14 protein-coding genes are annotated in these 15229 nt (G+C 74.2%); 7 read left to right on the forward strand and 7 right to left on the reverse strand.

From position 1 onward, the window contains the following. Positions 1-64: 64 nt before the first annotated feature. Together OG689_RS04025 and OG689_RS04030 are read right to left on the reverse strand one after the other, a co-directional pair. Complete coding sequence (locus tag OG689_RS04025) at positions 65-1021, reverse strand: helix-turn-helix domain-containing protein (RefSeq protein WP_266317785.1); 957 nt, start codon at positions 1019-1021, stop codon at positions 65-67. A 118-nt stretch (positions 1022-1139) separates the two neighbouring features. Beyond that, positions 1140-1550, reverse strand: a complete 411-nt coding sequence (locus OG689_RS04030) for a hypothetical protein (RefSeq protein WP_266317786.1) — start codon at positions 1548-1550, stop codon at positions 1140-1142. A 348-nt stretch (positions 1551-1898) separates the two neighbouring features. On the opposite strand from OG689_RS04030, the gene OG689_RS04035 reads away from it, so the two are divergent. From OG689_RS04035 to OG689_RS04050, 4 genes are all read left to right on the forward strand, one after another. After that, positions 1899-2375, forward strand: coding sequence for a cupredoxin domain-containing protein (locus OG689_RS04035; RefSeq protein ID WP_323189249.1), 477 nt, complete (start codon positions 1899-1901; stop codon positions 2373-2375). A 17-nt stretch (positions 2376-2392) separates the two neighbouring features. Then, positions 2393-3682 (forward strand): iron uptake transporter deferrochelatase/peroxidase subunit, encoded by a 1290-nt coding sequence (gene efeB, locus OG689_RS04040; RefSeq protein WP_266317787.1) that lies wholly within the window; start codon positions 2393-2395, stop codon positions 3680-3682. A 36-nt stretch (positions 3683-3718) separates the two neighbouring features. After that, the gene (gene efeU / locus OG689_RS04045; protein ID WP_266317788.1) at positions 3719-4588 is read left to right on the forward strand and encodes an iron uptake transporter permease EfeU; all 870 of its coding nucleotides are present in this window, start codon (positions 3719-3721) and stop codon (positions 4586-4588) included. A gap of 265 nt (positions 4589-4853) precedes the next feature. Next, entirely contained in the window at positions 4854-5762 is a 909-nt protein-coding gene (locus tag OG689_RS04050; protein ID WP_266317789.1) for a LysR family transcriptional regulator, read from the forward strand. 36 nt (positions 5763-5798) lie between these two features. Here OG689_RS04050 and OG689_RS04055 read toward each other — a convergent pair whose 3' ends face one another. Continuing rightward, positions 5799-7349 (reverse strand): PLP-dependent transferase, encoded by a 1551-nt coding sequence (locus OG689_RS04055; protein ID WP_266317790.1) that lies wholly within the window; start codon positions 7347-7349, stop codon positions 5799-5801. Between the two features lie 159 nt (positions 7350-7508). After that, on the reverse strand, positions 7509-8093 hold the full coding sequence (locus OG689_RS04060; protein WP_266317792.1) for a helix-turn-helix domain-containing protein: 585 nt from the start codon (positions 8091-8093) through the stop codon (positions 7509-7511). Positions 8094-8287: 194 nt separating this feature from the next. Between OG689_RS04060 and OG689_RS04065 the strand changes: the two genes are divergently transcribed. Next, positions 8288-8920, forward strand: coding sequence for a class I SAM-dependent methyltransferase (locus tag OG689_RS04065; protein ID WP_266317794.1), 633 nt, complete (start codon positions 8288-8290; stop codon positions 8918-8920). Positions 8921-8967: 47 nt separating this feature from the next. After that, entirely contained in the window at positions 8968-9402 is a 435-nt protein-coding gene (locus tag OG689_RS04070; RefSeq protein WP_266317796.1) for a VOC family protein, read from the forward strand. 414 nt (positions 9403-9816) lie between these two features. On the opposite strand, the gene OG689_RS04075 is transcribed toward OG689_RS04070, so the two are convergent. The 3 genes from OG689_RS04075 to OG689_RS04085 form a co-directional block, all read right to left on the reverse strand. Continuing rightward, complete coding sequence (locus OG689_RS04075; RefSeq protein WP_266317797.1) at positions 9817-10614, reverse strand: hypothetical protein; 798 nt, start codon at positions 10612-10614, stop codon at positions 9817-9819. Positions 10615-10839: 225 nt separating this feature from the next. Further along, entirely contained in the window at positions 10840-13056 is a 2217-nt protein-coding gene (locus tag OG689_RS04080; RefSeq protein ID WP_266317798.1) for a hypothetical protein, read from the reverse strand. A 101-nt stretch (positions 13057-13157) separates the two neighbouring features. Continuing rightward, entirely contained in the window at positions 13158-14138 is a 981-nt protein-coding gene (locus OG689_RS04085; RefSeq protein ID WP_266317800.1) for a LysR family transcriptional regulator, read from the reverse strand. A 107-nt stretch (positions 14139-14245) separates the two neighbouring features. Here OG689_RS04085 and OG689_RS04090 point away from each other — a divergent pair, with 107 nt between their 5' ends. Further along, positions 14246-15139, forward strand: a complete 894-nt coding sequence (locus tag OG689_RS04090; protein ID WP_266317802.1) for an NAD(P)H-binding protein — start codon at positions 14246-14248, stop codon at positions 15137-15139. The last annotated feature ends 90 nt before the right edge of the window (positions 15140-15229 follow it).

Below are 15229 nucleotides of genomic sequence, written 5' to 3' on the forward strand. Positions count from 1 at the left end.
GCGACAGGCCGCGCCACCGTGCGCCACCGCACTCCTACGGCCCGGACCACTCGTAGGGCCCGGGCTACTCGCCCTGGGCGAAGGTGCGCCGGTACTCGCTCGGCGTGGTGCCCAGGATGCTCTGGAAGTGCAGCCGCAGGTTGGCCCCGGTGCCGAGGCCGGTGTCGGCTGCGATCTGCTCGACGCCCCGCTCCGAGCGCTCCAGCAGCTCCCGGGCCATGTCGACGCGGGCGCGCATGACCCACTGCATCGGCGTGTAGCCGGTGTCCTCGACGAAGCGCCGGGAGAACGTGCGCGGCGACACCGCCGCGTGCCGGGCGAGCATCTCCAGGGTCAGGGGCTCGCCCAACCGGTGCAGCGCCCACTCGCGGGTGGCGGCGAACCGCTCGCCGATCGGCTCCGGCACGCTGCGCGGCACGTACTGCGCCTGGCCGCCGCTCCGGTAGGGGGCGGCGACCAGGCGCCGGGCCGCGTGGTTCGAGGCGGCCACGCCGAGGTCGCCGCGCAGGACGTGCAGACACAGGTCGATGCCCGAAGCGGCGCCGGCCGAGGTCAGTACGCTGCCCTCGTCGACGAAGAGGACGTTCTCGTCGACGCGGACCAGCGGGTACTTCGCGGCGAGCGCCTTGGTGTAGTGCCAGTGCGTGGTGGCGCGCCGGCCGTCGAGCAGGCCCGTGGCGGCCAGCGCGAACGCACCCGTGGAGATCGCGGCGAGCCGCGCGCCCCGGTCGTGGGCGGCCACCAGCGCGTCCAGCACGGCCGGCGAGGGAGCGTCCCGGTCGGGAATCCGGTAGCCGGGGACGAAGACGATGTCCGCCCAGCCGAGCGCGTCGAGACCATGGGCGACGTGGTACGACAGGCCGTCACCACCGGCCACCAGCCCCGGCGCCGCGCCGCAGACCCGTACCTCGTACGGCATGCTCGCGCGGGTGGTGAACACCTGCGCGGGGATGCCGACGTCGAGCGGCTTCGCGCCGTCGAGCACCAGGACGGCTACGCGGTTCAGTCGGGAGGCGGGCACGGGGACAGGGTACGGAACGAGCTCCCTGCGCAGCCGGTCCGGGCGGCGGGCGGACCGGCGGCCCGGCGTCAGGACCGTCCGGGCGCAAGGGCTGTCCCGGAATCAGGGCTGCCAGGGATCAGGGCTGCCCGGGCGTCCCGGTCGGGCTCGGCCCGGCCCCCGGCCCGAAGGAGACCACGTCGGGCTGGGAGGCGCCGAAGCAGCCCGCGTCGAAGCCGTCGTGGTCCAGGCTCGCCTGCTTCTCCGGCGGAAGCTCGTTCCACTGCGCAGCGCAGGTCTCGGCCGACGGCTTCCCCCCGCGGTGCAGGATGTTCATCACCGCGGCGGCACCGGCCACGGCGGACTGAGCCCGGCTCGCCACCACAGGCTGCGCCGACACGGAGAGCGATGGTGCTGCCGTCCCGGGCACCGAGGCGGCGGGGCGCGCGGTACTGGAGACGGCCGGAGGCTGCGCGGAGGAACAGCCAGCGAGCAGCGCGAACGCGCTGCCGATGGCGGCAACCCCGAACACCTGTGTGATCTTCTGCATGGTTGCAGACAGTAGCCGACCCGGATGGGCGACCGTTCACCCGGGTGCCCGTCGACGCCGCCTCCCGGCCCGACAGGTCGCCGACGCCCGGTCCGACGCACGATCACCGTCGCCCGGTCCGGCGGGCGGGCACCGTCGCCCGGTCCGGCGGGCCCGCGGCCGGCCCGCCGGAGCGGCTGTCGAAAACGGGCCCGGAGCCGTGAGCCTGCCGCCGCCCGGGAGGCGACGCGCCACCGGTCGTGTGGCCGGGTTCGGACCCCCTAACCAAGGTATGCCTTAGCTTGCAAGGGGTGACCCTCGCCCCGCACGACGCCCGCGCGGGGGCCCTGTTCCGGTCGAGGGAGACCCATGCCCGCCGCCTGCCGTACCCGTCCGCTGCTACCCTTCGGCGCCCTCGTGGCCGCCACCGCCGCCTCGGCCCTGACCGGCTGTTCGAGTTCCGGGGGCGGCTCGTCCGGCTCCGGGACGGTCCAGGTGGACGCCTCCGACACCGCCTGCCAGGTGTCCGTGAACACCCTGCCCGCAGGGCCGGTGAGCATCGCGGTCAGCAACACCGGCTCGAAGGTCACCGAGGTGTACGTGTACGCGCCGGGGGACCGGATCGTCACCGAGCGGGAGAACATCGGCCCCGGCACCAGGGCGACCGTCACCGCCGAGCTCAGGCCCGGCTCCTACGAGATCGCCTGCAAACCCGGCATGACCGGGGACGGCATCCGCCAGAAGATCACCGTAGTACCAGCTTCAGCAGCGGCTTCGGCTTCGGCTTCGGCTTCGGCGTCAGCACCGTCAGTGCCGGCGTCACCGGCGTCACCGGCGTCGACCTGAGCGGGGAGTGACCGGTCATGGACGAGCCCGCCCCGCCGCCGGACCCCGATGCGCCCCCAGGCACTCAGCCCGACCGACGGCGGCCGAGCCGGCGCGTGCTGCTGAGCTGGGCCGGAGCCGGGGCTGCCCCGGGAGCCGCCGGCACCGCCTCGGCCGCCCTGGTCGCCGGGGACGAGCCCTCGGCGGCGAACGCCCCGGGCGGGCGGCTCGTCCCCTTCCACGGCGAGCACCAGGCGGGCATCGCCACGCCCGTCCAGGACCGGCGGCACTTCGCCGCCTTCGACGTCACCACCACCGACCGGGCCGCCTTGGCCGACCTGCTGCGGGAGTGGACGGCGGCGGCCGCCGCGATGACCGCCGGCCACGAGGTCGGTGACGGGGCGACCGGGCCGCCCGCGCGACCGCCCGACGACACCGGTGAAGCGCTCGGCCTGCCCGCCTCCCGGCTGACCCTGACACCGGGCTTCGGCCCGACCCTGTTCACCAGGGGCGGTCCGGACCGCTTCGGCCTCGCCGCGCGGCGCCCGGCCGCGCTGGTCGACCTGCCGCCGTTCCCCGGCGAGCGGCTCGATCCGGAGCCCTCCGGCGGTGACCTGTGCGTCCAGGCCTGCGCCGACGACCCGCAGGTGGCCGTGCACGCCATCCGCAACCTGGCCCGGATCGGGTTCGGCCGGGTCGCCCTGCGCTGGTCCCAGCTGGGGTTCGGCAGGACGTCCTCCACCACGCCCGAGGCGCAGACCCCGCGCAACCTGATGGGCTTCAAGGACGGCACCCGGAACATCGCCGGGACGGACGCCCGGGCGCCGGCGCGCCATGTGTGGGTGGCCGCCGGCGACGGCCCGGAATGGATGACCGGCGGGTCCTACCTGGTGGCGCGGCGGATCCGGATGCACATCGAGACCTGGGACCGGACCTCGCTCAAGGAGCAGCAGGACGTCTTCGGCCGGACCAAGGCGGAGGGCGCGCCGTTCGGCCGGCAGCACGAGCGTGACAGCCCCGTCCTGGCGGCGATGCCGGACGGCGCCCACGTCCGGCTGGCCCACCCCGGCTCCGACGCCGGGGCGGCGATCCTGCGGCGGGGCTTCTCGTTCACCGACGGCACGGACGGTCTGGGCCGCCTGGACGCCGGACTGTTCTTCCTCGCCTACCAGCGCGACACCCGGTCGGCGTTCGTCCCGTTGCAGCACCACCTCGCCTCGGACGACGCCCTGAACGAGTACGTCCAGCACGTCGGCTCCGCCCACTTCGCCTGCCCGCCCGGGGTCCGCGGGCCGGGCGACTCCTGGGGCCGCTCCCTGTTCCGGTAGGGCTGCCCCGGCCGGACCACCATCCGAGGAGAACGTGTGTTCGCCAACTACCTGATCGGCCTCCGCGAGGGCCTCGAGGCAAGCCTGATCGTCTGCATCCTGATCGCCTACCTGGTCAAGACCGAGCGCCGGGACAAGCTCCTTCCGGTGTGGGCCGGGATCACCGCCGCCGTCGTCCTCAGCATGGCTTTCGGGGCGCTGCTGCAGTACGGCTCCGCCCAGCTGAGCTTCGAGGCCCAGGAGGCGCTGGGCGGAACCTTGTCGATCGCCGCCGTCGGCCTGGTGACCTGGATGGTCTTCTGGATGCGCCGCACGGCCCGCCATCTCAAGGCCGATCTGCACGGCAAGCTGGACGAGGCCATCGCGCTCGGCACCGTCGCCCTGGTCACGACCGCCTTCCTGGCCGTCGGGCGGGAGGGGCTGGAGACGGCCCTGTTCATCTGGTCGGCCGTCCAGGCCACCGGGGACGGCGTCCGCCCGCTCGTCGGCGCCGCGCTCGGCCTGCTGACCGCCGTCCTGCTCGGCTGGCTGTTCTACCGTGGCGCCCTGCGGATCAACCTCGCCAAGTTCTTCACCTGGACCGGCGCCCTGCTGATCGTCGTCGCGGCGGGCGTCCTCGCCTACGGCGTCCACGACCTGCAGGAGGCCGGCTGGCTCCCCGGCCTGCACAACCTGGCCTTCGACATCACCGCCACCATCCCGAAGGACAGCTGGTACGGCACCCTGCTCAAGGGCATCCTGAACTTCCAGCCCGACCCCACCGTGCTGCAGGTCGTCGTCTGGGTGGCCTATCTCGTCCCCACGCTCTACTTCTTCCTGCGCCGGCCCGCGACGAGGCCGGCCCGCCCGGTGGCCGGGGCCGAGGCCGGCGCAGGAACCGGCACCGACCACCGCCGGCCGTCCTGACGCCCGCCTCGCCCCGCACCGCCCGCCTCGCCCCGCACTGCGGCCACCCGCCTCGCCCCGCACAGCCCCGCACCGCCCCGCACCGCCCGCCTCGCCCCGCACCGCCCCGCACCGCCCCGCACCGCCCCGCGGCCACCCGTTCGGCCCACGGTGGCCGCCCGGGTCGACCTGCGCTGCAATGGTGAAGGGCCCTCCTACGGCGCGGCGGGCCCACCCCGCGGAGCCGGACGGCCGGGCCCGGCCCGGCCCGACAGCAAGGCACTTCATGCTCGAACTGCGCCACCTGCACGTGCTGCGCGCGATCGCCCGCGAGGGCTCGCTCGCCGCGGCCGCCCGAGCACTGCAGCACAGCCAGCCCACGATCACGCACCATCTCGCCACCCTGGAGGCGCACTTCCGGACCAGACTGGTCGAGCGCGGCCCGCGCGGCGCGGTCCTCACCGAGGCCGGGGAGACGCTGCTGACGCACGCCGAGGCCGTGCTGGCCCGGATCGGGCTGGCCGAGCGGGAGGTCCGCGGCCTGGTCGAACAGGGCTCGGTCGCGCTGCGGGTCGGCACCTTCCCGACCGCGGGGGCGCTGCTGCTGCCGCCGGCCGTCCGGCAGGTGCACGGGCACGGGGTGCGGGTGTCGCTGACCGAGGGCGAACTGCCCGACCTGCTGGCCGGCCTGCGCAGCCGGGAACTCCACCTCGCCCTGGTCTTCTCGCAGCCCGGCGACCGGCTCGGGCTGGACGAGGACTTCGCCGTCCATCCGCTGATGGAGGACCCGCTGCTGCTCGTCCTGCCCGCCGACCACCCCCAGGCCGGGGTGGAACGCGTCCCGCTGGCCGCGCTGCGCGAGGAGGCCTGGATCGTCGGCACCACCGACGCCGACCCGTGCGACCGGCTGCTCGGCCGGGCCTGCGCACGGGAGGGGTTCGAGCCGGTGCACGCGCTACGGACCGACGACTACGGCGTGATGCAGGGCTTCGTCGCGGCCGGCATCGGGGTGGCGCTGGTGCCCCGGCTCGGCCTCGGCCGACCCCGGGAGGACATCGTGGTCCGGGAACTGGCGGGCCTGGTGCTGGCACGCCAGATCGGGGTCGCGATGCCCCGGTCCGGCGTGTCGCCCGCCGCGCTGGACCTGCTGGCCGCCCTTCGCCGGCAGGCACGGGTACTGGCCGGACCGGACTGAACGCCGGCCTGGCTCCCCGCCTGTTCCCGCACCCCGCTACTCCCCCTCGTCGACCACCCGCAGGGTGTTGACGGCGAGATCGGCCGCGCCCCGGACGTGACCGCCCGGAGTGGCGGCGGTGCGCCGGAAGAAGTCGACCAGCTCCTGGGTGATCACCTCACCGGGGAGGACGTTGGGGATGCCCGGCGGGTAGGCGGCCAGCGTGTCGGCGGACACCCGGCCGACGGCCTGCTCGGCGGGCACCACCGTGCTCGGCGCGAGGAACGCCGCACGGGCCGTCAGCCGGACCGGCCCCGGGGCCGGCAACGGGATCCGGACCGGCGCCGCCCGCCCGCTCGGCGGCACGGGCAGCGCGTGCAGGGCCTCGGTGAAGCGCATCGGGTCCGGGGCCGCGCCGGCGCCGACCACCGCGACGATCGCGGAGTCGGTGGCGACCTCGACCATGATCCGGTGCTCGTTCAGCAGGCGCCGTCGGGCCTCGTGACCGGAGAGGCCCCCGGCCCGGGTGTCGATCGCCACCCTCAGCGGATCGGCGGCCACGATGTCGGCGAACCGGCCGAAGCCGTCGCTGACGACACCGAACCGGCCTCCCGCCCGGACGGCGGCGCGCATCGCGTCGGCCACCGCCAGGGAGAAGCCGATCGCCTCCCGCCCGGTGACCAGGGTGCGGCGGGCGAGATCGAGCGAGGCCAGCAGCAGAGCGCTCGCACTGGTCGACTGGGTCAGATGGAAGATCCGCTGGAGCTGCGGTTCCAGCACGTCCGCGTACGGCCCCTCCCCCAGGTGCAGCATCGCCGACTGGGTCAGGCTGCCGCCCAGCTTGTGCGTGCTGGAGACCACCACGTCGGCGCCGTGGGCGAGAGCCCCGCCGGGCAGACCCGGGTGGAAGCCGAAGTGCGAGCCCCAGGCCTCGTCCACGATCAGCGGCACCCCGGCGCGGTGCGCGACCTCCGCCAGGCCCCGGACGTCCGCCACCGCACCGAAGTAACTGGGTGTCACCACGTAGGCGGCCGCCGCGCCCGGGGCCGCCGAGAGCGCCGCCGCGAGATCCGCGGGGGTCACGCCGTGGGCGATCCCGAGCTCCAGATCCACCGACGGATGGACGAAGGCGGCCCGCAGGCCGGAGAGCACCAGCCCGTCGATGACACTGGAGTGGACGCTGCGCTGCACCACGAGGGTCTCGCCGAGGGCCTGGGCCGCCAGGACGGCGATGCGGTTGCCCTGGGACGCGCCGTTGGTGAGGAACCAGGTGCGGCGCGCGCCCCAGGCCTCGGCGGCGAGGCCCAGCGCCTGGTCCAGCGGGCTGCTGGCGCCGAGGTCGATCCCCTCCAGCAGCGGCGGTACGTCCAGCCGCAGCGGGGCGTCGCCGAACAGCCCGGCCAGGTCGGTCGACGGGTGGCTGCCGGCCGCGTGGCCGGGGACGTTGAGGCGCAGCCAGTCCTGGCCGGCGGTGCGAAGGACGGCGTCCGCGTACGGCGCGGCGTGCTGCGAGGCCGCGGTGCCGACGGGGTCACCGCCGCCAGGCGTGCTGCTCGTGGCGGTGGGGACGGAGACGGGGGCGAGGGCGGGGATTCGGGAAGGGCTCACTCCTGGAGGCTCGCAGCGGGCGGGGCGACCGCGGAATGCCGCAGTTCTCTGCCAGGGTCCAGCTTTCGTCTATACCCCCCGCCCCGGTGCCCCCAGCTGAGGCCGCCGGCGGCCGGCGACGGCCTCCCCGCACGGTGCGGATCGTCGCGGGGGCGGGGGTCAGAGAGTGCGGGCCTTGAGGTGGGCCCGTTCTCCCTGGGTGCCGAACAGGATGAGGAGTTCCACGGTGCGCTCGTCGTCGGGGCCGAGCCAGTGCGGCACGTGGGTGTCGAACTCGGCGGCTTCGCCGGGCTTGAGGATCACGGTCTTGTCGCCGAGCAGCAGGCGCAGGCGGCCGGCCAGGACGTAGACCCATTCGAAGCCCTCATGCGTGCGCAGGTGTGGTTCGGTGTCGGGCCGGGGCGGGATGAGCAGTTTGTGGGCCTGGACGCCGCCGGGCCGGCTCAGCGGTACGAAGGTCATGCCGTTGCGGGTGACCGGCTCGAGGTGGATGCGCGGGTCCCCGGTGCGGGGCGCGCCGACGAGCTCGTCCAGGGGCACGGCGTAGACCTCGGCGAGTGGCAGGAGCATCTCCAGGGTCGGTTTGCGGGTGCCGCCCTCAAGGCGGGAGAGCGTGCTCTCGTTGATCCCGGTCTGTTCGGCGAGGCCGGCCAGCGTCAGCCCGTGACGTCGGCGGAGCTCTCGCAGTCGCGGCCCGACCGCGGCCAGCCGGTCCTTCTTCTCGACGTCCCGTGCGGCGCTCATGTCCACCAGCATGCTGAAACGGCATGAGGGCTTGCAACTCCGGCAGCCGTCGCCGCAGTGTCGTGGCAGCGGGCCCGCCCAGTACCTGCCGATCCGCCCTCGAACTCAGCTCCCGCCGCCGCCGGCCTGATCGTCCGAAGCCGCCGCACCCGGCACCGCCACCTCATGACCTCCCGCACCGAAAGGCACCGCGCATGAACAGCGTCGACGAGTCCGCAGACTTCTGGGAGCAGCACTACGCCGGTATGGACGCGCACTGGGGCACCAGGCCCAACGCCGTCCTGACCTCGCTGCTCGCCGGCCTGGACCCGAGCCCCGGCATCGCCCTGGACCTGGGGTGCGGCCACGGCGGCGACGCCCTCTGGCTTGCCGGCCAGGGCTGGGACGTCACCGCGGTCGACGTGTCACAGACCGCCCTCGACCGCGTGTCGGCGGGCGCCGCGGCCGAGGGCGTCACCGACCGGGTTCGCACCCGGCGGCACGACCTCGCCCGGTCGTTCCCCGACGGCACCTACGACCTGGTCACCGCCACCTACTTCCACACCCCGGTCGCCATCTCCCGCGAACACGTCCTGCGCCGCGCCACCCGGGCGGTCGCCCCCGGCGGGCTGCTGATCGTGATCGAACACGCCTCCACCGCCCCCTGGTCCTGGCAGGCCGGCCAGGACATCCACCACCCCGCACCGGAGGACGTCGTCGCTTCGCTGCAGCTCGACGACGCCTGGCAGGTCGTAGGTGCCGACGCACCCCGGCGCACCGCCACCGGCCCCGTCGGCGAAACCGCGACCGTCACGGACAACGTCATCGCCGTCCGACGCGCCCGCTGACCCGTGCACCACGGCCCGCGCCACGCGCTGCGCAGTACGGTCCTGTCATGGCAGCCAAAATCGACCTGACCCTCGACTGCACGGACGCACAGCTCCTCGCCGTTTTCTGGAAGACGGCGCTGGGCTATATCGACGAACCGCCGCCGGCCCCCTTCCGGACGCGGGAGGAGTGGCTCGCGCAGTTCGACCTGGCGGATGACGAGTCCGCCGACGACGGCGCCTGGCTCTGCGACCCCGCCGGCGACGGCCCCAGGCTCGCCATCCTCAAGGTCCCGGAGCCCAAAAGGGCGAAGAACCGGCTGCACCTCGACATCCGGGTGCCCGGGCACGGCGGCCCCGACGAGCGGTGGGCGCGGATCAGGGCGGAGGCCGACCGGCTGGTGCGGGCGGGCGGGACCGTCCTGGAGGAGTTCACCGGACACCACGTGATGATGGCCGACCCGGAGGCCAACGAGTTCTGCGTCGCCGCAGCTTCGGCCTGAGGCCGGCAGGACGACGAGCCACGTCCCGCAGGCACTCACCCGGGTGCGTTCCCGCAGGATCCGTTTGCCCCCGGTCAGCGTCTGCCCACAGGGGTACCGGCGTCCGGAGAGCGGCGCGGCCCGGCCGCGACGAGGAGAAGCGGCCGGGCCGGGAAGCAGGGCGCAGCAACGCCCGCCCTTGGACGGTAACCGGGCCGGCCGGCGAACCCGTGGGGCGCGCCGTGGTCCGGGCGGATCTCACCCGTCGGTCGGAATGTGGCGTGGGGCGGGGGCGGGGCAGATGTACCGGACGCGCCCCGTTCCCTCCGTGCCGGCCTCACCCCAGGAGGCCCGGTCCCGGGGCCGGTCGCCGGCTGCTCCCCACCGTCGTCATCCTGGACGTCCGGGGCGGGAACGGCGGACCCCGGCTCGTCCTCAGGGAGCCCAGGGAAGCCGGATCGCCTCGATCTCGGGGTCGTCCAGCAGAGCTTCGACGAGATCCGGGGGCCCGGCGACCTTGGTGGCCCACAGGTCGTAGTCGGTGCACAGGACCCATGACCGGTCCTCGGCCCAGAGGTTGGACGGACTGAAGTGGACCTCAGGGTTGTCGTACAGCATCGGGGCATCGCCGAGGCGACCCGCCCGCACATGGAGGTTGTCGAAGTCGAAGGTCTGGAGCATCAGCGGGTTGTAGTAGGCCAGGCAGGGGGTGTCCGGGCCGGCGGGGCTGTGCTCGGTGAGGACGGTGACCAGTCGGTTCCAGGTCGGCCGGTCCAGGCTTCCTTCGGTGGGCGGAACGATGCCGAGCGGCCAACTGCCCTCCTTCCTGGCCGAGGGAAAGGCTCGGTAGGAGGGCAGGAGTCCGTCGGGGACGACGGGGTCACCGGTGCGTCGCGCGAGCTCGGCCCAGCGCAGCCGCCGCCAACCAGGGCCGGGGTGCTCGGCGCGGCCCAGGCCGCCTCCGGTGGAGACACCCACTTCGAGGTCGATGCCCGCGATGCTGCGGGGCTGAGCGCTCCCGTCCGCCAGACGCGCCTGGCGGTACTCGTGGTACGAGGTCTCGGCGGGCCCCCGCTCGTGCTCGTACATGGCGTTGAGCACCCAGGCCGCGTCGGGCATCACCGGTGGCATGAAGCCGGTCGTACCGTCATGGCACAGCTCCACCAGCCAGTCGGTGGTACCGGACGGGGCGGGTGGCCACAGGCCTGACAACGGGTTCGATTCCTCGGGCATGCGTGCATGATCCCAGCCGCGCCGCCGGCCCCACGAGGGGGCGCCATCGTCCCGCCGCCGGCTGCCTGCGCACCCTGGTCATCTTCCCCCACCCGGGGCACGACGACGCCGGGGTGCCGTGACGGCACCCCGGCGCGATGTCGAGGGCGAGGAAAGCGAAGGGACTAACGTTGGAGGTGTGAGAAGGAAGCCCCTTCATGGCCTCGCCGGGGCCAACGGTAGCAGTCAGCCGGGGATCAGGTCGCGCAGATTTTCCGGGGTGACGACGACGGAGGCGGGGTGCAGCCCCGCCGGGCGTTCCAGCCCGATGTAGGTGACCGGTCCGTCCGGGACGGCCCCGCCGTCCCAGCGGGTGACGACGGTGCCGGCGCCGGCCATCAGGTCCGCGAGGTACCGGACCGTCAGGTATTCCCGCTCGACGACGCCGCGCAGCAGCGTGGCGACCGACACCCGGTTCCCCTCGACCCGGTTGGAGCTGGGGGTGCCCTTGAGGTGGAGGTGCAGCCACTTCGCCCGCCAGCCGCCGTCCGGGCCGCGCAGGAACGCCAGCGGCAGGGCCACCCGGCCCTGCCCGCGCAGCTCCGACTTCATCCGGACGGTGCGCGCCTCGAAGGGACGCCCCTGCTGGTCGCCGTCGCGCAGCATGAACCCGAAGAACGACTCCTCGACCTCCTCGAAGCCCTCGCCCGAGAAGATGTTGACCTGGGGGACGATGAAGTCGCCGCGCACCGCCCCCAGCCGCAGGTTGATGAACTCCGAGGCTCCCTCGGGCGCGTCGGTGATGTCCCCCGAATGCTCGCCCTCTACCTGGGTGAGCGAGGTGTAGGACAGCCAGCCGAGCGTCCCGTACGAGGCGTCCAGGAGCAGCGCGGACAGGTCGAAGTCGGTGGTGCGGGCGGTCTGCTTCCAGTGGACGAAGAACCGGAGCAGTTCCCCCTCGACCGGGGAGAGCGAGCCGCGCGGCAGCACGCCGAGTCCGGCGGCCGTCGCCTTGCCGCTGAGCGGGAGCGCGACGTCGAGGATGTCGGGGTCGATCAGCAGGCGCCCCGACGCCGGGAGGCGGCGGCGCGTCTCGGCGTCCAGGGCGGTGATCAGGCGCTTGCGCTCGTCCGGTGGCACGGCCGGGCGGGTGTCGGTGGTGACCCAGGCCCGGCCGAGGCGGTTGACGAAGACACGGGTCCCGCCGGACTCGTCGGTGCGGTTGTGGAGATGCTCGCGGACGGACAGCAGCACCCGGCCGGCGACCTGCGGGGCGGCGTGCTCGGCCGCGGCCACCACGGCGTCGCGCTCCTGCTGGGTCGGGCAGGCGCGGAGCAGGCGGTCCAGGGCACGGAACAGCTTGCCCGGGGCGCCGGTCAGCAGCCCGGCCGCCCCGCTGACGTCACCGGCTCCCAGCAGCTCCTCGACCCGGCTGTCGAACGTGCGCGCCGTCAACTCGCCGCGGGCGACGGCGAAGACCTCGGCGGCGTGCGGCCAGCGCGGGTACTCGTGCGGGTGGAGTCGCTCGCCGAGGCGCTTGAAGGCCTCGCGGTGCGCGGTGACATCGGCGAGCTTGGCGGGGGCCGCGGCGACCACCGCGTCGAGGCCGGCGAGCAGGGCGCGCCGGACGGGGCGCGACAGCGACCGGAACCGGGTCGGCTCCACCAGGGTCACATCGCCGCCGGACAGAGCGCAGGCCAGCCGCAGCACGTCGGTGACGGTGTCCAGCAGGAGGTCCGCGCCGGCGTCGAGGCGGGCGAGGTTGACGAGCGCACGGTTCTCCCGGATCGGGATCGCCTCGGGCTGCGGACCGTCGGCGCAGTGCTCCGCGAGGACCCGCAGGTCCCGCAGGCCCTCCTCGCCGAGCGGGGTCGTGCTGCCCGCCAGCGCCAGGTAGAGGGCGGTCACCTCCGCGTCCAGGGTGCCGCCCAGGTGCAGGACCGTCATGCGGTCGCCCGCGGCGGCGATCAGCTCGTCGTGTGCGGCCAGCAGGTCGGCGTACGTGTGCTGGTAGCTGCCGTAGGTCGGGAGGGTCAGCAGGTCGAGCACGCCGGTGCGCAGCTGGTCGAGGGTACTCGGGCGGGACGCCTCGTCGGCGAGTGCCTCGGCGAGGCAGCGCGTCCAGAAGTCGAAGGTGTCCGGGACGTTCGCCGGGAAGTCCACGAAGTAGGCGTTGTGCCGGACGTGGTCGCCGACGACCTCGCGCACGGTCGCCAGCGTACGCGCGGCCGTCTCGACGACCGTCTGCTCGGCCAGCTCCGACAGCTGCTCCAGCAGCTCCGCCGAGAGCTTGAAGCCCACGGACAGCAGCGCGGCGTCGAACTGCCGTGCCGCGGTGGCTCCTTGACCACTTGGCCCGGCAGGTCGGGCGGTCCCGGCGGTTCCGACGAGGACGGCCGGCCCGGCGGGGGCGGGGAGGCGGCGGGTGTGCCGGACGACCATGGATTCGAGGCGCTGGAGCATCCGGCGATGATCCCAGACCCCGGCGGATCGGCGCATGCGGGTTTTCTCCCAGGCCCGGCACCGACCGCGCGAGGGCGCGGCCGGCCGGGGCCGGTGTCGTCCTACTTGCGGTCCGGCGCGTCGGGCCCGGTGATCCCGGCAGCCGCGGTCGGTGTGCGGAGCGTCCGGCGGACGGCGTCGCGGAGCCAGCGGTGGGCTCCGTCGGAGGTGTGCCGGGGGTGCCAGGCCATGCCGATGGTCAGTGGCGGCAGGGTCAGCGGGATGTCGAGGAGCCGCAGTCCGAGGGCGTCGGCGTCGTGGGTGAGGGGTGAGGGGGCCGCGCCGGGGAGCGCGGCGGGTACCAGGCAGACGACGTCGGTGCGGGCGGCGAGGGTCATCGCGGCCAGGTGACCGGGGAGGACGACGCCGACCCGCCGCCGGAGGTTCTGCTCGGCCAGGGCGGTGTCGAGGGGGCCGGTGAACCGGCCGCGGCGGCTGACCGCGACGTGCTGGGCGGCGGCGAGCCGGGCCGGGGTCAGCGGCCCCTCGGTGAGCGGATGGCCGGGCCGGACGGCGGCCACCATACGGAGGCTGACCAGCTCCTCGACCCGGGTCTCGGGGTCCACGTGGTCGATGGAGCCGATCTCCAGGTCGATCCGGCCGTCGCGCAGGGCGGGCCCGGCCTCCAGTTCTTCGGCCCGGATCCGGAACGAGACCCCCGGCGCCTCCCGCTGGGCCAGTCGCAGCAGGCCGGGGGCCAGTGCCGCGCCGACCAGGTCGGCGGCCTGCAGGGTGAAGGTGCTGCTGAGGCCGGCGGGGTCCACGCTCGCGCCGGGGCTGAGCAGCGCTCCGAGGCTGCGTACCACCGCGGCGGCTTCCTCGCGCAGGGCCTGGGCGCGTGGAGTGGGAACCATGGCCTGGCCGGCCCGGACCAGGAGTGGGTCCTGGAGGATGCGGCGCAGCCGGGCGAGGGTGCGGCTCATGGCGGCGGGCGAGGTGTGCAGCCGGGCGGCGGCGCGGGTCACGCTGTGCTCGGTCAGCAGAGCGTCCAGCGCGATGGCGAGATTGGCGTCGATGACCGGATCAGGGCTGCTCACCAGCATTATTCCATTTCAGTCAATGATTCCGTGCCGATGTTCCCATTGTGGCAGCACGGCGGTCCTCAGCAGGATGAGGGACGTACCGAACCGGCACGACCCAAGAGGTTTTCATGATCGTCATCACTGCTCCCACCGGGAACATCGGCCGTCACCTGCTCTCCCTGCTCCTGGAGTCCGCCCCCGCCGCGGGCGAGGAACTGCGGGTGATCGTGCGCGATCCCGCCCGGCTTCCGGACGCGGTGCGCGGCCGCGCCGAGGTGGTCACCGGCTCGCACGGCGACGCCGAGGTCCTCGACCGGGCCTTCGACGGTGCGGACGCCGTCTTCTGGCTCGTCCCCCCGGACGCCTCGCTCACCCCGCACGACGCCTGGACCGGTTTCACCCGCCCCGCCGTCCAGGCCCTCGCCGCCCACGGTGTCGGCCATGTCGTCGGCGTCTCCGCGCTCGGCCGCGGCACCCCGCTCGCCGACCGGGCCGGCCTGGTCACCGCCTCCCTCGCCATGGACGAACTCGTCGCCGGCGCCGGCGTCGCCTACCGGGCCCTGGCCAACCCGTCCTTCTTCGAGAACCTGCTCGAGGAGGTCGACTCGATCCGCGAGAAGGGCGTCTTCGCCGACGTCGTCGACGCCGACCGCAAGGCCCCCATGGTCGCCGTCGCCGACATCGCGGCCGCCGCGGCCGGCCTGCTGCTGGACCGCTCCTGGACCGGCGCCGACGACGTCCCGGTCCTCGGGCCGCAGGACCTCTCCCCCGACGACCTGGCCCGCATCATGACCGAACAGTTCGGCCGCCCCGTCCGCTACGAACGCCAGCCCCTCGACGAGATGTACCGCACCCTGGTCGGCTACGGCCTCAACAAGGAATTCGTCCAGGGCATCGTCGACATGAAGCGCGCCAAGGACGAAGGTCTCGACGCCGGCGTCGCCCGCACCCCGGGCACCAGCTCCCCCACCACCTTCGAGCAGTGGTGCGCCCGGACCCTCAAGCCCGCCGTCCTCTCCTGAAGCCCGCCACCCGGCGCCGGAGCACATCGGCCCCGCCGACCCCGCCGAACCCGGCGAACCCGGCGAACCAAGACCACCTGCCACCTTGGA

Source organism: Kitasatospora sp. NBC_00240, from assembly GCF_026342405.1.
GTDB lineage: Bacteria > Actinomycetota > Actinomycetes > Streptomycetales > Streptomycetaceae > Kitasatospora.